This is a genomic window from Bordetella sp. N, assembly GCF_001433395.1.
Classification (GTDB): Bacteria; Pseudomonadota; Gammaproteobacteria; order Burkholderiales; family Burkholderiaceae_B; genus Bordetella_C.
Genome location: NZ_CP013111.1, coordinates 3,217,107 through 3,234,569, shown reverse-complemented (window position 1 = coordinate 3,234,569; position 17,463 = coordinate 3,217,107). Strand labels below are relative to the sequence as shown.

General features: G+C 65.5%; 16 protein-coding genes. 6 read left to right on the top strand and 10 right to left on the bottom strand.

Translation table 11 applies throughout. The features are described 5' to 3' along the window. The first annotated feature begins 70 nt into the window (after nucleotides 1-70). The 3 genes from ASB57_RS13770 to ASB57_RS13760 all read left to right on the top strand — a co-directional run bounded on the left by ASB57_RS13770 (nucleotide 71) and on the right by ASB57_RS13760 (nucleotide 4,084). Nucleotides 71-1,177, top strand: a complete 1,107-nt coding sequence (locus ASB57_RS13770) for a P1 family peptidase (protein ID WP_082621597.1) — start codon at nucleotides 71-73, stop codon at nucleotides 1,175-1,177. 146 nt (nucleotides 1,178-1,323) lie between these two features. After that, complete coding sequence (locus ASB57_RS13765; protein ID WP_057652740.1) at nucleotides 1,324-2,142, top strand: M55 family metallopeptidase; 819 nt, start codon at nucleotides 1,324-1,326, stop codon at nucleotides 2,140-2,142. Between the two features lie 97 nt (nucleotides 2,143-2,239). Then, nucleotides 2,240-4,084, top strand: coding sequence for an aminopeptidase P family protein (locus ASB57_RS13760; RefSeq protein WP_057652739.1), 1,845 nt, complete (start codon nucleotides 2,240-2,242; stop codon nucleotides 4,082-4,084). Nucleotides 4,085-4,138: 54 nt separating this feature from the next. Here ASB57_RS13760 and ASB57_RS13755 read toward each other — a convergent pair whose 3' ends face one another. Beyond that, nucleotides 4,139-5,176 (bottom strand): hypothetical protein, encoded by a 1,038-nt coding sequence (locus ASB57_RS13755; protein WP_156414163.1) that lies wholly within the window; start codon nucleotides 5,174-5,176, stop codon nucleotides 4,139-4,141. Nucleotides 5,177-5,400: 224 nt separating this feature from the next. Between ASB57_RS13755 and ASB57_RS13750 the strand changes: the two genes are divergently transcribed. The 3 genes from ASB57_RS13750 to ftsB all read left to right on the top strand — a co-directional run bounded on the left by ASB57_RS13750 (nucleotide 5,401) and on the right by ftsB (nucleotide 8,961). Beyond that, a complete protein-coding gene (locus ASB57_RS13750) occupies nucleotides 5,401-7,056 on the top strand; it encodes a CTP synthase (protein ID WP_057652737.1) in 1,656 nt (551 codons plus the stop codon). A gap of 153 nt (nucleotides 7,057-7,209) precedes the next feature. Beyond that, on the top strand, nucleotides 7,210-8,496 hold the full coding sequence (eno, locus tag ASB57_RS13745) for a phosphopyruvate hydratase (protein ID WP_057652736.1): 1,287 nt from the start codon (nucleotides 7,210-7,212) through the stop codon (nucleotides 8,494-8,496). A 54-nt stretch (nucleotides 8,497-8,550) separates the two neighbouring features. Next, entirely contained in the window at nucleotides 8,551-8,961 is a 411-nt protein-coding gene (gene ftsB / locus ASB57_RS13740; protein ID WP_057652735.1) for a cell division protein FtsB, read from the top strand. A gap of 39 nt (nucleotides 8,962-9,000) precedes the next feature. Here the strand turns inward: ftsB and ASB57_RS13735 are convergent, their stop codons facing one another. From ASB57_RS13735 to ASB57_RS13695, 9 genes are all read right to left on the bottom strand, one after another. Further along, nucleotides 9,001-9,759, bottom strand: a complete 759-nt coding sequence (locus ASB57_RS13735) for a TadE/TadG family type IV pilus assembly protein (RefSeq protein ID WP_156414162.1) — start codon at nucleotides 9,757-9,759, stop codon at nucleotides 9,001-9,003. A 170-nt stretch (nucleotides 9,760-9,929) separates the two neighbouring features. Beyond that, a complete protein-coding gene (gene hslO / locus ASB57_RS13730) occupies nucleotides 9,930-10,856 on the bottom strand; it encodes an Hsp33 family molecular chaperone HslO (protein WP_057652733.1) in 927 nt (308 codons plus the stop codon). 92 nt (nucleotides 10,857-10,948) lie between these two features. After that, the gene (locus ASB57_RS13725; protein ID WP_057652732.1) at nucleotides 10,949-11,470 is read right to left on the bottom strand and encodes a gamma carbonic anhydrase family protein; all 522 of its coding nucleotides are present in this window, start codon (nucleotides 11,468-11,470) and stop codon (nucleotides 10,949-10,951) included. A 15-nt stretch (nucleotides 11,471-11,485) separates the two neighbouring features. Continuing rightward, entirely contained in the window at nucleotides 11,486-13,240 is a 1,755-nt protein-coding gene (locus ASB57_RS13720; protein ID WP_057652731.1) for an acyl-CoA synthetase, read from the bottom strand. 284 nt (nucleotides 13,241-13,524) lie between these two features. Beyond that, entirely contained in the window at nucleotides 13,525-14,400 is an 876-nt protein-coding gene (locus ASB57_RS13715; protein WP_156414161.1) for a UDP-2,3-diacylglucosamine diphosphatase, read from the bottom strand. Nucleotides 14,401-14,515: 115 nt separating this feature from the next. After that, a complete protein-coding gene (locus tag ASB57_RS13710) occupies nucleotides 14,516-15,235 on the bottom strand; it encodes a site-2 protease family protein (RefSeq protein WP_057652729.1) in 720 nt (239 codons plus the stop codon). Between the two features lie 51 nt (nucleotides 15,236-15,286). After that, nucleotides 15,287-16,204, bottom strand: coding sequence for a DUF2167 domain-containing protein (locus ASB57_RS13705; RefSeq protein WP_057652728.1), 918 nt, complete (start codon nucleotides 16,202-16,204; stop codon nucleotides 15,287-15,289). A 247-nt stretch (nucleotides 16,205-16,451) separates the two neighbouring features. Next, a complete protein-coding gene (locus ASB57_RS13700; protein WP_231755421.1) occupies nucleotides 16,452-17,021 on the bottom strand; it encodes an RDD family protein in 570 nt (189 codons plus the stop codon). A 196-nt stretch (nucleotides 17,022-17,217) separates the two neighbouring features. Further along, nucleotides 17,218-17,397, bottom strand: coding sequence for a hypothetical protein (locus ASB57_RS13695; protein WP_156414160.1), 180 nt, complete (start codon nucleotides 17,395-17,397; stop codon nucleotides 17,218-17,220). Between the last annotated feature and the right edge of the window lie 66 nt (nucleotides 17,398-17,463).

The window sequence follows — 17,463 nt, the reverse complement described above, 5'->3', positions numbered from 1 at the left end:
CCGGCCGCGTGGCCGGCGCACAAGCAGAATTATCGAATCCGTTTACAGGGATTCAGGAGCAATCGGCATCATGGAAGGCAAGCAGGCATCGCCACGCATAGGCAGGCTACCCGCGGGAACACTGGACAGTATCTGCGACGTTCCGGGCGTGACCGTCGGCCACGTCACATTGGACGACGGGCCGATCCAGACCGGCGTGACGGTGCTGCGTCCGCACGCGGGCGATCCGTATCGGGACAAGGTGCCGGCGGCGGTCGAGGTGATCAACGGTTTCGGCAAAAGCACCGGCCTGATCCAGGTGCAGGAGCTGGGGGTGCTGGAAACGCCCATCGCGCTGACCAATACCTTCGGCGTCGGCACGGTGGCCAATGCCCAGATCCGCGCGGCCGTGCGGGATAATCCGCAGGTCGGCCGCGAGTGGGCCACCGTCAATCCGCTGGTCTTCGAATGCAATGACGGCTATCTGAACGACATCCAGGCGCTGGCGGTGACCGAGGCCCATTACGGCCAGGCGCTGGCCGCCGCGGACCGGGTGTTCGACCAGGGCGCCGTGGGCGCGGGTCGTGGCATGTCCTGCTTTTCCTTCAAGGGCGGCATCGGCTCGGCGTCGCGTGTGGCAGGCGGTCATACGGTTGGCGCGCTGGTGCTGGCCAATTACGGCCGCAAGCCCAATCTGGTGGTGGCGGGCCGGCCTTTCGGGCGCTGGCTGACCGACGCGGAAGCGGGCGGCGTGGCGCCGGCTGTGCCGGCCGACGTGCCGGGCGCCGCGTCTAAGGGCGAACCGGAAACCGGCCCCGAGAAGGGCTCCATCATTCTTCTGCTGGCCACTGACGCGCCGCTGGACGCGCGTCAGCTGCGCCGGCTGGCCGTGCGCGCGGGCGCGGGTCTGGCGCGCACCGGCTCGGTCTACGGCCATGGCAGCGGCGACATCGCGCTGGCGTTTTCCACCGCCTATACCGTGCCGCACCTGGCCGAGCGGGGCATGCCCGCGCTCCAGCTGTTGCATGAGACCCGTATCGATCCGCTGTTCGAAGCGGCCGCCGAGGCCACCGAGCAGGCCATCATCCACGCCATGTGGCGCGCCGTCACCGTGCACGGCCGCGACGGCCATATGCGCCAGGCCATCACGGAAGCAATCCCGGACTGGTCCGCCTGGCTGGCCGGCAACCCCTCATAACTGCATCTTCTTGGGGCACCGGCACGTCGCCGGCCGGGGTTCCGGGATTGCCTTTCCAAAGCAGACCTTGGTTTTGAATTTCAGCCCTTGGTCTGGGCATAGACTGCAGTTCTCGATAGAAACCGCCTTTTTTCATTCTCCTTGCCATGCGTATTCTTGTTTCCACCGATATCGAAGGCGTCGCCGGCGTCTTCCACTCCCAGCAGATCACCGCCGGCAACGGCGAATATGAACGGGCGCGCGCCTGGATGACCGGCGAGGCCGATGCCGCCGTGCGCGGCGCCTTCGCCGGCGGCGCCGACGACGTGCTGGTGAACGATTCGCACGGCGGCTTCCGCAACCTCCTGCCCGACGGCATCGACGAGCGCGCCCGCCTGGTCATGGGCAAGCCGCGCTATCTGGGCATGATGGGCGGCCTGGAAGAACCCTGCGACGGTGTCTTCATGATCGGCTACCACTCGCGCGCGCAGGGACGCGGCATCCTGGCCCACACCATCAACAGCTTCGCTTTCGCCAAAGTCCGCATCAACGGCATGGAGCTGGGCGAGGCCGGCCTGTACGGCGCGCTTGCGGGCGAGCTGGGCGTGCCCGTGGCGCTGGCCAGCGGCGACGATGTCTTCATCGGCGAAACCCGCGAACTGTTCCCCAATGCGGTGTGGGTGCAGACCAAGATCGCGCGCGGGCAGGGCAGCGGCGCCACCTTGTCGCCGGCCGCCTCGCGCGCGGCCATCAAGGAAGCGGCCCAGGCGGCCATGGCCAATATCGGCAATCTGCAGCCCTTCCGCATCGCGCCGCCCATCGAATGCCAGCTGCAGGTCCAGACCACGGCCGTGGCCGACCTGTTCTGCATGCTGCCCTCGCTGGAGCGGGTCGATGGGGTCAATCTGCGGTTTAATACCGACAGCATGCAGGCAGCCATCCGCACGCTCAACAGCCTGGCGGCGATGTCGTTCATGTTGCGTTGAGTTCGCGGCGCTGACGCATCCGAGCTGCATTCTTTGCGATACCCCCGTGGCCGTGCGCCGCCGCGGGGGTATCGTCGCGACTAGTCCTGAGGAACCCATGTCCCAACATCAGACGTCATCGTCCACGTTGTCCGCCTCCAATCCCACGGATGCCCGTATCGCCGCCCTGCGCGCCGAGATGGCCGCCCGCGGGGTCGACGCCTGTCTCGTGCCGTCGGCCGATCCGCATCTGTCCGAATACCTGCCCGGGCGCTGGCAGGCCCGGCAATGGCTGTCCGGTTTCACCGGCTCGGTGGGCACCCTGGTCGTGACGGCGGATTTCGCCGGTGTGTGGGTCGACAGCCGTTATTGGGTGCAGGCCGAGACGCAATTGGCCGGCACGTGCGTCGGCTTGATGAAGATCGCCGCGGTGGGCATCCCTGGCCACATCGACTGGCTGGCCGCCAATATGCCCAAGGGCGCGCGCGTCGCGGTGGACGGACAGGTGCTGTCGCTGGGCGCCTTCAACGCGCTGGCGTCCGCCCTGAAGCCGCGCGGCGTGACGCTGGACATCGGCCAGGACGTGCTGGATGCCGTGTGGCCTGGTCGCCCGGGCCTGCCGGAAGCCAAAATCTACGAACACCAGGCGCCCTACGCCTGCGTCACGCGTGCCGAGAAACTGCGCGTCGTCCGGCAGGCCCTGCATGGCCGCCAGGCCAGCGCGCACCTGATCTCCACCCTGGACGACATCGCCTGGCTGTTCAATCTGCGTGGCGCCGACGTCGACTACAACCCGGTCTTCGTCGCGCACGCGCTGGTGCGCGAGGCGGACGCGACCCTGTTCGTGGCGCCCGGCAAAGTGGACGCGGCCTTGCAGGCAGTATTGCAGGCCGATGGCGTGACCTTGCGTCCGTACACCGAGCTGGCCGCCGCGCTGGCTGCCCTGGGCGAGGACGCTGCCGTCCTGGTCGACCCGGCCCGGGTGACGGTGGGCGTGCTGGCGGCGCTGCCGGCCACCGCGCGGCGCATCGAAGCCATCAACCCCAGCACGCTGGCCAAGTCGCGCAAGACCGATGACGAGCTGGCGCACGTCCGTGCCGCCATGGAACAGGACGGCGCGGCCCTGTGCGAATTCTTCGCCTGGTTCGAAGCCGCCCTGGCGCGTGGCGAGACCGTGACGGAACTTACCGTCGACGAGGTCCTGTCGGCGGCGCGGGCCCGCAAGCCGGGCTTCGTGTCGCTGAGCTTCGGCACCATCGCCGGTTTCAATGCCAACGGCGCCATGCCGCACTACCGCGCCACCGAGCAATCGCACGCGACCATCGCCGGCGACGGGCTGTTGTTGATCGACTCCGGCGCGCAGTATGTCGGCGGCACCACCGACATCACGCGGGTGGTGGCCGTGGGCAATCCCAATGCCGAACAGAAACGCGACTACACCCTGGTCCTGAAAGGCATGATCGCGCTGTCGCGCGCGCGCTTCCCGCGCGGCGTGCTGTCGCCCATGCTCGACGCGATCGCGCGCGCACCGCTATGGGCGGGCGGCGCCGAATACGGTCACGGCACCGGCCACGGTGTCGGCTATTTCATGAACGTGCACGAAGGCCCGCAGGTGATCTCGCACCGCGCGCCGGCGGGACCCCATACCGCCATGGAGCCGGGCATGATCACCTCCAACGAACCAGGCCTGTATCGGCCGGGACGATGGGGCGTGCGCATCGAGAACCTGGTGTGCAACCGGCCGTGGCAGACCACCGAACTGGGCGAATTTCTCGCGTTCGAGACCCTGACCTTGTGCCCCATCGATACGCGCTGCATCGACCGTTCCTTGTTGAGCACCGACGAGGCCGCCTGGCTGGATGCCTATCACGCCGAAGTGCGCGAGCGCCTGCTGCCGCACGTCGACGGCGCGGCCAAGGCCTGGCTGGTGCTGGCGACGGAGCCGCGCACCCTGGCGGCGTAAGCGGCTGCCGCGCCTTCATCGGCGCGGCTTGCCCGGCGGCTGGTCCGGGGAGACTCAGGCGGCCGCGGGCGCGGCGGCGCTGCCTTCGCGCCGATAGAACAGGCGGATGTACAGCCGGCTCAGCGGCACCAGCATGATCAGGTAGACGATGAGCGTCACGACGATCAGCGTCAGGAAGCCGAATCGCAGCAGCGTGGACAGGCGCAGCGTGTAGGCCAGGCCGAAGGCCACGGCGAACTGCAGCAGCTGCGCGGTAATGAAGGCGCACACCGACGCCAGGATGGCCCGGCCGGGCGCGGCCCGCCAGGGTTGCAGATCCGCCAGCGGCTTGGTCGCGGCCACCTTGGCGAGCAAGGCGACCAGGAGCGGTATCAGAATGATCAACAACATGGTCCAGGACGACGTGGAGTTGAGTTCCCAGCTGTAGAGGCCGAAGGCGGGGCGCATCAACTGCATCTGCAGCATCAGCCAGGTCCAGCCGAAGATCACGGCGGCGGAACGTTCGGCCGGGGTCACCGGGCGTGTCCGGTCGTCGTAGGCCAGCGCCGGCGCGATGCGGCGGGCATACGTCAAGGTGATCAGGCTGACCAGCAGGCCGGCGATGATGGTCTGTATCACGCCGATGCCCTGCATGATCAGCGGCGCGGCGTAGGGGCGGTAGTTATCGGCACCCCATTGCAGGATGGGGGTCAGCAAAATGGGATAGAGGGCGACCCAGAGCATCTGCATGGCCAGGGTGACCCCCACCACGGCGGCCACCATCAGCAGCTGAACGCGCCGGCGCGCCGCCACGGGCAAGGCGCCGGCACCGTCTTCGTAGGCCCGGGTGCAGGCGTACACGATCAGGGAAGTCAGGGCCAGGTTGGCGGTCCAGTCCAGGGCCATGGCGAGCACGTAAGACCGGTTCGTATAGGTCTCGCGGATTTGCGCGGCATGTTCGCCGAAGGAAAGCTGGAACGCGAAGAACAGCAGCGACAGGGCCAGCCCGGTTACCGCGGCGGTCAGCGCCAGCAGACGGGGGAGCGGCAGCAGCCGGGTCACCTGACCCGCTGAAGGGGGGGCGGGGAAAGGCTGGGGGGAAGACGGGGACATGCGGAGCTTCCTCTGGTGGGACGTGCTGGGTCCTGGGGAGCCCGATCTTATCAAATTGGGGTTGGATGACCTCCATTCGAAGGTATCCGTCCGGCGTCAACCCGGTACCAATAAGGTGTTGCTTTGTTACGCCCCGTCGCTCAGGGAAAACCCAAACATCGGCCGGCTCCCAGCTATAATCCAAATTTCCCGCACGCGCCCGGCCGAACCGGGTGCTCACAACGATGACCAAATACGTCTTTGTCACCGGTGGTGTGGTGTCCTCCCTGGGGAAAGGCATCGCCGCCGCGTCTCTCGCAGCCATCCTCGAATCGCGTGGCCTGCAAGTCACCATGCTCAAGCTGGATCCGTACATCAACGTCGATCCGGGTACGATGAGCCCCTTCCAGCACGGTGAAGTCTTCGTGACCGAAGATGGTGCCGAGACCGACCTGGACTTGGGCCACTACGAGCGCTTCATCTCGACCCGCATGCGCAAGGTGAACAACTTCACCACGGGCCAGATCTATGAATCGGTGCTGCGCAAGGAGCGCCGGGGTGACTATCTGGGCAAGACCGTGCAGGTCATTCCCCACATCACCAACGAAATCCAGGATTACATCGCGCGCGGCGCTGAAGCCGGCTTCAACGGCGCCACCGACGTGGCCATCGTTGAAATCGGCGGCACGGTGGGCGACATCGAATCGCTGCCGTTCCTGGAAGCGGCTCGCCAGATGAGCCTGCGCCTGGGGCGCAATAACGCGGCGTTCATTCACCTGACGCTGGTGCCTTTCATCGCCTCGGCCGGTGAGCTCAAGACCAAGCCGACGCAGCACTCGGTGCAGAAACTGCGCGAAATCGGTATCTATCCGAACGCGTTGCTGTGCCGCGCCGACCGCCGCATCCCGGACGACGAGCGCGCCAAGATTTCGCTGTTCTCCAACGTGCCCCTGGACGCCGTGATCTCGGTGTGGGACGCCGATTCGATCTACAAGGTGCCGGCCATGCTGCAGAAGCAGGGCCTGGACAGCCTGGTGTGCGACGCGCTGGCCATCACGCCGCCGCCCGCCGACCTGTCCATGTGGGACAATCTGGTCGAGGCGCTGGAGCATCCCGAGCACGAAGTCACCATCGGCATGGTCGGCAAGTACATCGACCTGACCGAGTCCTACAAGTCCTTGAGCGAAGCGCTGGTGCACGCCGGCATCCACACCCGTTCGCGCGTCAAGGTCGAGTACATCGACTCGGAAGACATCGAAACCCGCGGCACGGACCAGCTGAAGCATCTGGACGCCATCCTGGTGCCGGGCGGCTTCGGCAAGCGCGGCACGGAAGGCAAGATCGCCGCTATCCGCTATGCCCGCGAAAACAATGTGCCGTATCTGGGCATCTGCCTGGGTATGCAGCTGGCCGTGATCGAGTTCGCGCGCCACGTGGCTGGCCTGGGCGGCGCCAACAGCACCGAGTTCGATCCTGCCGCGCCGCACCCGGTGGTGGCGTTGATCAGCGAGTGGATGGACCGCGAAGGCCGCGTCGAAAAGCGCGATGCCACGTCCGACCTGGGCGGCACCATGCGCAAGGGCGCGCAGCGCTGCCCGATCAAGGCCGACACGCTGGCGGCCAAGATCTACGGCCCCGAAGTCAACGAGCGCCATCGCCACCGTTACGAGGTCAACAACGTCTACGTGCCGCGCCTGGAAGATTCCGGCATGGTGATCAGCGCCCGTACGCCGACGGAAAACCTGCCCGAGATGATGGAACTGCCCAAGCACCCCTGGTTCGTCGGGGTCCAGTTCCACCCGGAATTCACCTCCACGCCGCGCGACGGTCATCCGCTGTTCAGCAGCTACATCCAGGCCGCGCTGGCCAACCAGGCCAAGCGTAACAAGGACGCGGCATGATGCGTCCCGGGACGGTGCGTCTGGCCGCCCCGGGATCGTCGCTCCCATGGTCCGCATGGTTTACGCCACTCACGCCCGGGAACGGGTGGGGTGGCGCGTTACCATAGCGCCGGGAGAGGGTCAGATTTTTCAAAACGTTCTAGGGACAAAACCATGAGTGCAATTGTCGATATCATCGGCCGCGAGATTCTGGATTCGCGCGGCAATCCCACCGTCGAATGCGACGTTCTGCTGGAATCCGGCGCCATGGGCCGGGCCGCTGTGCCGTCGGGCGCCTCTACCGGCGCGCGCGAAGCCATCGAGCTGCGCGACGGCGACAAGAGCCGCTATCTGGGCAAGGGCGTGCTGCGCGCGGTCGAAAACCTGAATACCGAAATCTCCGAAGCCCTCATGGGCCTGGATGCGCAGGAACAGACCTTCGTCGACCGTACCCTGATCGAACTGGACGGCACCGACAGCAAGGAACGCCTGGGCGCCAACGCCATCCTGGCCGCCAGCATGGCCGTGGCGCGTGCCGCGGCTGACGAGTCCGGCCTGTCCCTGTACCGCTATTTCGGCGGCAGCGGCCCCATGAGCATGCCCGTGCCGATGATGAACGTCATCAACGGCGGCGCGCACGCCAACAACACCCTGGACATGCAAGAGTTCATGATCCTGCCGGTGGGCGCCGCCAGCTTCCGTGAAGCCATGCGCTGGGGCGCTGAAGTCTTCCACTCGTTGAAGAAGATCATCAACAACCAGGGCATGTCCACCGCCGTGGGCGACGAGGGCGGTTTCGCGCCCAACGTGGCCAACCACGAAGCGGCCATCCAGATGATCCTGAAGGCCATCACCGAAGCCGGCTACGAGCCGGGCACGCAGATCGCCCTGGGCCTGGATTGCGCCAGCTCGGAATTCTTCCGTGACGGCAAGTACACCCTGGCCGGCGAAGGCGGCGTCTCGCTGTCGTCGCAAGAGTTCTCCAATCTGCTGGCGACCTGGTGCGACAAGTACCCGATCATCTCGATCGAAGACGGCATGGCCGAAAACGATTGGGACGGCTGGAAGATCCTGACCGAACAACTGGGCAAGAAAGTCCAGCTGGTGGGCGACGACCTGTTCGTGACCAACACGCGCATCCTGCGTGAAGGCATCCAGAAGGGCGTGGCCAACTCGATCCTGATCAAGATCAATCAGATCGGCACCCTGACCGAAACCTTCGCCGCCATCGAAATGGCCAAGCGCGCCGGCTACACCGCCGTCGTGTCGCACCGTTCGGGCGAAACCGAAGATTCGACCATCGCCGACATCGCCGTTGCCACCAACGCGATGCAGATCAAGACCGGCTCGCTGTCGCGTTCGGATCGTATGGCCAAGTACAACCAGTTGCTGCGTATCGAAGAAGAACTGGCTGAAGTCGCTTCCTACCCCGGTATCGAAGCCTTCTACAATCTGCGTTGAACGCATTAGGGCGCGCACCTGCCGGTGTGCGCCCGCTGCACGGATATTCGCCTCATGCGTCTGTTGTTCCTGGTTCTGTTTGTCCTGGTCGGCCTGATCCAATACCCCTTGTGGGCGGGTAAGGGCGGCTGGTTCAAGGTCTGGGACCTGCAGAAGCAATTGGCGGCGCAGCGCGAGACCAATGACGGCTTGCGCGCGCGCAACAACGCCCTGGATGCCGAAGTGCACGACTTGCAGTCGGGTACGGGGGCCATCGAGGAACGTGCCCGCAGCGAGCTGGGCATGATGCGCGACGGCGAGATCTTCGTGCAGATCCTGCCGCAGAATACGGCGCCACCGCCTGGTGGCGCTTCGGTGGCGACGCCAGACACGGTTGCCGCCACTCCCGCTCCCGCCAGCCGCCCCGCGGCTGCCGCGCCCAATCGTCCTGCCACCGCCCCCGCGCGTCCCGCCGCCCGGCATTGAGCCGGTGTGCAGCGTCACCGCCGCTGTCTCATCGGCGGTCTATCCTGGTTCTATCCTGCGGCTTGGCCATGCGGCTGGATGCGATTGCATGTCCATGGCCAGATCTTCCACGATGAGAACATTACCGGCCCGTGCGGCCACGGCTGCCAGGCTGGCGCTGGCCGTGGGTGCCACTGCCCGCAGCACTGCCCGTGTGAGCGGGCTCAGCGGCGGCAGTTGATAGCTCAATCGCAGCCGCAGGATATTCGCTTCGAAGATGGTCAGCCCGGATTTCGGTCCGCGTCCGCCGGGCCAGCCCGCGCCCAGCCGGCGCGCGTGTTCCTCGGCCTGATAGTCGTTGCGGATGGCCATTATCTTGGCGGGTGCGCTGCCCGTTCTTAGGATGCCTGCCCCGGCAGGCGTTGCCGGGAGCGTGCCCGCTGGCTCAACGAGCCGCAGGCCATGGCTGCCGAAGTCGGCATAAGCCGAGGTTGGCGGGGCCAGGACGTCGATGCGCCAGGCTGGTGACCCGCTGTCGTCATGGATGCGGCGCCAGCGCCCGGCGCTGGTCGGCAAGGGCCGCAAGGTTTTCAGGAAGGCCCGCTCCATCGCTTCCAGCCGTCCGTTCGCCGTGGCGCCGGCGCGCGCCGCTTCCATGAGCGCCACGTTCAGCACCTGCCGCGTGATGTGCCAGTAAGCGATTTCGATGACCCCCATTCCGGCCAGCAGCAGCACGGGCACGGAGATGACGAAGCTGGCCATGGCCGAACCCCACCGTGTGTGCGGCTGGGCGGGCGAAAGGCGAATGGCGGTTCTCATGCGGACTAGTGTCCGCCCCGGCCCAGGCCGCGTCCATACGGAAACCTACGCGCGTGGATGCCCTTAAACGACGATGCCCTTCAACGACAATCCCCTTAAACGACAGCCCCCGTAAACGACAATGCCCGCCAGACGGCGGGCATTCAAGGGCAGCACAGCAGACCAGCCGGTCAATGCACCGTGGGCGGATCCTGTTCCGGCAAGGTCTGCGAACCGGCGAACACCCTGGCGCAATCGACGGCGTCGAAGCGGTACGGCTTGCCGCAGAAGTCACAGGCCACTTCCACCTGGTCCTGTTCGGAAAGGATGCTCTCGACTTCGTCACGGCCCAGCATGCGCAGCATGCCGGCCACCTTCTCCCGCGAGCAGGTGCAGCGCCAGCGCACTTCCAGCGGATCGAAGGCCACCAGGGTCTCTTCCCAGAACAACCGGTGGATGAGAGTGTCGATGTCCAGCTGCAGCAGCTCCTCGCCCTTGATGGTGGCGGCCAGCGCGCTGGCGCGCTCCCACGTTTGCGCGGCGCTGCCGGGCGCCGTGACGTCGCCCGAGCCACCTTGGTCGGGCAGGCGCTGCAGGAGCACGCCGGCGGCATGCTGCTCGTCGGCGGCCAGCCACAGTTGCGTGTCCAGCTGCTCCGACTGCTGCATGTAGTGGCCCAGGGCCTCCGCCACGCTTTCGCCGATGATGGGCACGATGCCTTGGTAGACCTGCTGGCCGGGCACTTTGCGCTGCGGGTCCAGCACCACGATGAAGCGGCCGTTGCCACCCGGGTTCATCAGGCTTTGCAGGGTGCCGTCCGCTGGCACGGCATGGCCGTCGCGCAGCTTGACGGTGGCGCGCAGGCTGAGGTCCGCGCGGCACTCCACCACAAGCAGGGAAATGGGGCCATCGCCCTGCAATTGCAGCAGCAGCGAGCCTTCGAATTTCAGATTGGCGGCCAGCAGGGTGGACGCGGCCACCAACTCGCCCAGCAGGCGCTTGATGGCCAGCGGGTATTGATGATTGGTCTGGGCGTCCAGCCAGGTCTGGTGCAGACGCACGGCCTGAACGCGCACGCTGCGGTCTTCGAACAGGTATTTCTTGAGGAGATCGGTCATGCGGGAATGTTAGCCGATCCGCCCTGACGGCGGCATTGCAGCCGGGTCGTCGGCAGGGGCATGAAGGCCCTGCTCAGCCGTATGAACGGGCCTCAACCTATCCGCTTCAACGCTTGTTTGTATTGCGCTGCACGGCGGACATAGCCGGCCGTGTTTTCGCGCATCTTGGCGATTTCCTCGGGCGACAGCTCGCGCACGATCTTGCCGATGCCGATCACCAGGCTGTTGTCGGGAATCACGCGACCTTCCGGCACGATGGCGCCCGCGCCGATCAGGCAATTGCGTCCGACCACGGCGTCGTTCAGGACGATGGCCTGCATGCCCACCAGGGCGCCCTCCTGGATCGTACAGCCGTGCAGCATGGCTTGATGGCCGACGGTGACGTGGGGGCCGACCACCAGGGTTTTGTGGGCGTCGACGTGCAGGACGCTGGACTCCTGGATATTGCTGCCTTCCCGGATCACGATGGGCGCGTTATCGCCCCGGATGGTCACCTGCGGCCAGATGCTGACGCCGGCTTCCAGGGTGACGTCGCCAATGATGACGGCGCTTTCGGCCACCCAGGCGTCGGGGTCTACGACAGGAATCAGGTCTTCAAGTTGATAGATCGCCATGCGGCGTAGTCTCCGTCAGGTCGTTGCCGGGGCAGGCGGGGCGGGCGGGGTAGCCGGAGCGGCCTCGGCGGCCGGGGCTGCGGGCGCCGCCGGCGGCGCCGGTATCGCCTGCGCGGCTTGCGCCGCGCGCTCTTCCTCGCGCAGCCGCAAGATCCGGCGCTGTATCTTGCCGCTGGTGGTCATCGGCAGTTCTTCCAGGAATTCGATTTCCTTGGGGTATTCGTAGGCCGCCAGGCGTTCGCGGACATGGTCTTGCAATTCCTGGATCAGGGCCTGCGGTTCGCGGTCGGCGTATTCCGCGGTGCGCACCACGTAGGCCTTCACCAGGGCGCCGCGCTCCGTGTCCGGCTTGGGCACCACGGCGGCGTTGGCGACAGCGGGGTGGCTGATCAGGCAGCTTTCGATTTCTCCCGGGCCGATACGGTAGCCGGCGGACTTGAATACGTCATCGCTGCGGCCGGCGTACCAAAGATAGCCATCGGCGTCGATGCGCGCCAGGTCCCCCGTGCGACACCAGTCGCCGGTGAACTTGGCCGCGGTGGCGGCGGGATTGTTCCAGTAGCCCAGGAACAGGATGGGGTCCGGGTAGCCGTGGATGTCCAGGCGATTCAGCGCCACTTCACCCACCTCGTCGGCGGCGACCGGCTTGCCTTCGTCGTCGATGACCGCAACCTGATGGCCGGGATAGGGCCGGCCCATGCTGCCGGCCTTGGCGGGCCAGCGGCGCTGGCTGTTGCCGACCAGATAGTTCATCTCGGTCTGGCCGAACATCTCGTTGGGCGTGATCCCCAACGCCGTCTGGCACCAGTCGAACACGGCCTGGCCGACGCTTTCGCCGGCGCTCATCATGGCGCGCAAGGCCAGTTGATAACGCTCGCGCGGCGCCGGCACGGTCTTCATCATCGCCTTCAGGGCGGTGGGGAAGAGGAAGGTGTTGGTGACCTGGTAGCGCTCCATCAGCTCGAAGGCGCGTTCGGGCGAGAAGCGGGCGCGCGTGGCCACGATGGGATGGCCGAAATAAAGCGTCGGCAGCAGGGCGTCCATCATGCCGCCGGTCCAGGCCCAGTCGGCGGGCGACCAGAACACGTCGCCCGGCTTGGGGAACCAGTCCTGCGAGGCGACGAAGCCCGGCAGATTGCCGATCAGTACCGAGTGGGGCAACAGGGCGCCCTTGGGGGCCCCGGTGGTGCCGGACGTGTAAAGCAGCACGGCGGGGTCAGTCGCCAGGGTCGGGACGGCCTTGAATTCGGAGGGCTGACGGGCCAGCAGGCTGCGCCAGGGCAGCACGCGCTCGTCCGCGAAGCCGATGCCGATGATCTGTTGCAGCGTGGGGCACTGATCCGCCACGGCCAGCAGATTGCCGCTGGAGGCGGCATCCACGATGGCGATGCGGGCTTCCGCGTCACGCAGGCGGGCCTCGAGGGCGTCGGGCCCGAACAGCGAGGAAAGGGGCAGAATGACAGCGCCTACGGAGTAGACGGCCATATGGGCAACGACGGTCTCCGGTCGTTGTCCTAATACAACACCGACGCGGTCTCCCTTGCCCACACCCATGCGTACCAAGCCGTTGGCCAGTTGGTTGACGGCTTCCGCGAGGCGGCCATATGTCCACACCTCGCGGTTGCCGGCTTCGTCCTCGTAATAGATCGCAATGCGCCGGGCATCGGAGCTATTGGCGGCCCAGCGATGGCAGCACACATCGGCGATGTTGAACTGCGTGGGCACGAGCCAGCGGAAAGATTGGTAAAGCGCCTGGTATTGATCGTTCATGGCCCTGTTGTGATAGGGGGGCGGCCATCCGCCCGTTACAACGATGGGAGACTCGTCGGCAGTGCTTTTGGGGCCGGATTGCCCCAATCGCAAGCATGACTGAGAGGGCGTTGAACTGCAACATTCCCGTTCATTTCAAACGGGTTCCCTTCACCCTGGCTAGGGTTTCCACTGATGGCGGGCAGGCGTTGGCCTGCATGGAAAAGGGCGGCAGCGCGCAACAGGCCGTGAAATAAACCGTACGCGTGCCTGTCAGGGCGAGCCGGGCAGGGGCCGCCTACTGGCTACTTGCCTTGCCGGCGCAGCGCCGACGGCAGGGCCGGCAGTTCCACGGCGCGGCGGCGGCCGGGTTGTGCCGGCTCGGTCCGCTCCGCCATGACGGCGGCCCAGTCCAGCAGGCGCAACTGGCCGTTGTGGTCTTCCGTCAACGCGGACAGGCTCTCCACCCAGTCGCCGTCATTGCAGTAAAGGATGCCGTCGATATCGCGCAGTTCGGGCTTGTGGATGTGGCCGCACACCACGCCGTCCACGCCGCGCCGGCGTGCTTCGCCGGCGAGCGCCTGCTCGAAGTCGCTGATGAAGGCGACGGCGTTCTTGACCTTGTGTTTGAGGAACTGCGACAGGGACCAGTAATGCAGGCCCATGCGGTGGCGCAGGCGATTGAAATGATGGTTCAGCCATAGCGCCATCTGGTACAGACTGTCGCCCAGATGCGCCAGCCATTTACTGTGCTGGATCACACCGTCGAACTGGTCGCCGTGGATCACCAGAAGCTTGCGGCCGTCGGCCGTGACGTGGATGTCCTCGTCAAGGATCTCGATGTCGCCGAAGGCGTAGCCGGCGAATTCGCGGGCGAATTCATCATGATTGCCGGGCACGAACACCACGCGGGTGCCGTTGCGCGCCTTGCGCAGGATGCGCTGGATCACATCGTTGTGGGCGCGCGGCCAGTGCCAGTGCTTGCGCAACTGCCAGCCGTCCACGATGTCGCCGACCAGGTACAGCGTCTCGGCCTCGTTGTGCTCAAGGAAGTCGAGCAGGAACTCGGCTTTGCAGCCCGCGGTGCCCAGATGTATGTCGGAGATCCACAGCGTGCGCCAGTGGGTGGGGCGGATTTCGTTCACGGCGTGTGTCCTTACAGGCTGCTTCCACGTAAGCATGGAAACATCTGGGGATGACGCGCAGGTTAAGAATGAGTGAACGCTTTATGACACTCCCTGGGGAGCGGTCATATTGGTTGTGGCCGGCCAGGTGCGGCCCGCCAGGCGCCGCTGGCTAGGCGCCCCCCAGCATCTCATGGACGTCGTGCGTCATGATCGCCAGCAGGCCCACCAGGCCGATGTAGACCATGGCATAGCCCACCTTGGTTGCCGTGCTGGTGGCGTAGTACGCCTGGTTCTCGGGCGCGGCGGGATCGTAGCGCCAGGCCTCGATCACCTTGGGGATGGCCAGCACCGCGACCAGGATCAACATTGGGCTGGGCCGATAGAAGAACAGCGCCCCGAGTATGGGCACGCCCGCCAGCCAGATGCGGGGCGACAACACCGCGGTGATGCGCCCGCCGTCGAAGGGCGACAGCGGAATCAGGTTGAACAGATTGATGAAGAAGCCGGCGTAGGAAAGGGCCAGCAGCAGCCGGCTGCCTTCGTTGCGCGCGAGCAGGTAGCAACATAGCGCCGCCACGGTGCCCAGAAAGGGCCCGCCGAGACCGACATAGGCCTCGGTTTCGGCGTTGTGCGGCATTTCCTTCATCTCGATCCAGGCGCCGACGAAGGGAATGAAGGTAGGCGCGCCGACCTTGAGCCCGCGCTGCTGGGCGGCGATGTAATGGCCCATCTCGTGCACGAAGATCAGCGCCACGAAGCCCACGGCGTAGGGCCAGCCGAAGATGAAGGCGTAGCCCAGCACCGACAGCAGCATGGTGCCGCCGGTCAGCAGCACTTTGCTGAACTTCAGGTACTTGAAGCCGGCGAACAGTAGAAAGAGCAGTTTCACGGCGTGATTATCGTCAGATCGCGCCGGGGGCCGGCCGGAAGCAAACCCGCATCAAACCGCGCCAGGCGCTTTCGGTTCGTCTTTCTTCTTGCGGCGGAAGACCTTGAAGATCGCACCGCCGCCCGCCGCGACAGCCAGGATGGCCAGCTTGCCGAACTTCGCCACGAAGGCCGCGATGATGGCCAGCAGGCCCAGCTTCTTCGCCGCCACACCGGCCACCAGGGCAGCCAGGCCATACTCGGCGACCTTGTCGGTGGACGAGTTGAAGTCGGCGTACTTCTTGCCGTCGTTGTAGTTGAGGTTGTCGAGCAGGCCGATCAGCGCGGACTTCTGCGTGGCCACCAGGCTCTTGCTGGTCAGCAGGTCCAGGCTGATATAGCCGTCGCGGCCCAGGGCATAGGTGTTGTAGTTGACGGTGTTGTCGGCGTCGGCGGGCGCACCCTTGTCACGGCCTTCGACGGACCACACCAGGCGTTGGTGCGCGCTGTCGTATTGCGGCGACTGCACCCAGCCCATGACTTGCAGCTCGGGGATGCCGCGCTCACGGCGCGCCTGATTCTGTTCTTCGGTGCCGTCGCGCAGGCTTTGCAGCAGTTCCTTGACGTCCCAGTTCTTGGCGTCATCGTCCTTGATGTAGCCGGCCTTCTCGAAGTTGGCGGTGACGATCCAGTCATCGGGAGAATCGGCCGGCGGCATGAAGATGCCCAGCAGCGTGTCATCCTTGCCGTTGCCGTAGGCTTCCATCAGGCGATTGGCCTGGGCGCGCGGCACGAAGATGGTATTGGGCGGCAGCTTGAGCGTGGCCTGTTCGCCGAGGCGGACGACGCCGCTTTCCTGAGCAGCACGGAACGCGGATTCCGTGGCGGCCTGGATTTCGCGTTGCGCGGATTCCGATTGCGCGGAGACCGTGGGCGCGAAGCCGAGGGCGGTGCTGACGATGGCGAGGGATGCGAGCAGTTTGGCGTACATAGTCGATTTTTTCTTGAACTTTTGGACGCCGCAATTGTCGAAGCGGGCCGCTGACGGCTTTCTGAACGCCTTTGGTCAAGATGTCGCCAAAGGTAAGTCCGCTTAAGGATCTGCGATAGCAGCCATGTGCGTACGCCGCAGCGCTATATTCGTGGAGATATAGCGTTTCAGGGATTTCCCTTGGTTGTGCGGCCTTGCAGGGGAGCCGGACAGACGCCGGCGCGCGAATCGCTGGGGCCGAAAATTGTTACATTGACGGGGCGGCTTTGATACTTTTCGTCGCTCCCGCCGGGGCATTGACCAGCCGGGTACCCGCCAGGCGGTCGTGCAGGAATTGCCCGTCGCCATCGAACCAGCTGCCGACGAAGATCGCGAACGGCGCCGCCACGATGAGCAACTGCATCGTGGGCCTGCCGCTCCATACCGTCGCGCCCAGTATCAAGCCGGCGGCCAGCAGCGGCAGCACCCACGCCAGCAGATAACGCAGGGCCAGGCGCGCCATGGTTGGGGGTTGGCCCGCGCGGTCGACCAGCCGGATGTTCCATGTCTTCATGGGCAGCGTCTGCCCGTTGCGGCGCCAGCAGGTAATGAAATAGGCGCCCAGCGCCAGGAACAGCCAGGCTTGCCGGCCATGCCGGTACATCAGTCCGCTGCGGCTTTGCGTCAGTGTGTCGAACAGATAGCCCGCCAGGAACACCACCCCGAACAACAGCACGGCCTCGTACATCATGCAGGCGAAGCGGCGCAGCCGGGCCGGCGTTGGGTTCGCGGTCATCGAGGGAAGCGGGGCGGCGGTGGACGAGGAGGACTGGGTCATGCGCGCATTATCCGCAGCTACATGGAATCACGCCACGGCCAGGCACGCTGCGCCGCAACAGCCTGGTGCGCCGCGCCATGCCCAAGTCCTTCAACGCCGCGGCAAAAAAAAACCCGTCACTAGGTGACGGGCTTAAAAAGGGGCTTTACAGCCCCCAAGGGGATCGGTACTGAACGCTGACGCTATGTTCTTCTTTTTAAGCGTTGGCGGTTTCACCGCTATGACGCTGGGCCGGCGAGCGGACGGACTGGACCATCTTGCTCAGCAGCTTACCCAACGCACGCAGCGGGCGGGGACGGAATTGTTCTTCGATTGCCTGGCGCATCAGTTGACGTTCCAGTTCGTCGGTCAAAAGGACGGTGTTGTGGTCAATCACGATAATATCTCTGAGTAGCACAGTCAGGCACGTTGTTCCATATATCTACTTAGAATATAGGACTGC

Excerpts from the sequence above, each read along its gene's own strand:
- ASB57_RS13725 (WP_057652732.1), bottom strand. The coding sequence starts at position 11,470 with ATGGCGATCTATCAACTTGAAGACCTGATTCCTGTCGTAGACCCCGAC.
- ASB57_RS13705 (WP_057652728.1), bottom strand. The coding sequence starts at position 16,204 with ATGTACGCCAAACTGCTCGCATCCCTCGCCATCGTCAGCACCGCCCTC.
- ASB57_RS13700 (WP_231755421.1), bottom strand. The coding sequence starts at position 17,021 with ATGACCCAGTCCTCCTCGTCCACCGCCGCCCCGCTTCCCTCGATGACC.
- ASB57_RS13760 (WP_057652739.1), top strand. The coding sequence starts at position 2,240 with ATGTCCCAACATCAGACGTCATCGTCCACGTTGTCCGCCTCCAATCCC.
- eno (WP_057652736.1), top strand. The coding sequence starts at position 7,210 with ATGAGTGCAATTGTCGATATCATCGGCCGCGAGATTCTGGATTCGCGC.
- ASB57_RS13720 (WP_057652731.1), bottom strand. The coding sequence starts at position 13,240 with ATGAACGATCAATACCAGGCGCTTTACCAATCTTTCCGCTGGCTCGTG.
- ASB57_RS13715 (WP_156414161.1), bottom strand. The coding sequence starts at position 14,400 with ATGCTTACGTGGAAGCAGCCTGTAAGGACACACGCCGTGAACGAAATC.
- ftsB (WP_057652735.1), top strand. The coding sequence starts at position 8,551 with ATGCGTCTGTTGTTCCTGGTTCTGTTTGTCCTGGTCGGCCTGATCCAA.
- ASB57_RS13750 (WP_057652737.1), top strand. The coding sequence starts at position 5,401 with ATGACCAAATACGTCTTTGTCACCGGTGGTGTGGTGTCCTCCCTGGGG.
- ASB57_RS13755 (WP_156414163.1), bottom strand. The coding sequence starts at position 5,176 with ATGTCCCCGTCTTCCCCCCAGCCTTTCCCCGCCCCCCCTTCAGCGGGT.
- ASB57_RS13770 (WP_082621597.1), top strand. The coding sequence starts at position 71 with ATGGAAGGCAAGCAGGCATCGCCACGCATAGGCAGGCTACCCGCGGGA.
- hslO (WP_057652733.1), bottom strand. The coding sequence starts at position 10,856 with ATGACCGATCTCCTCAAGAAATACCTGTTCGAAGACCGCAGCGTGCGC.
- ASB57_RS13735 (WP_156414162.1), bottom strand. The coding sequence starts at position 9,759 with ATGAGAACCGCCATTCGCCTTTCGCCCGCCCAGCCGCACACACGGTGG.
- ASB57_RS13765 (WP_057652740.1), top strand. The coding sequence starts at position 1,324 with ATGCGTATTCTTGTTTCCACCGATATCGAAGGCGTCGCCGGCGTCTTC.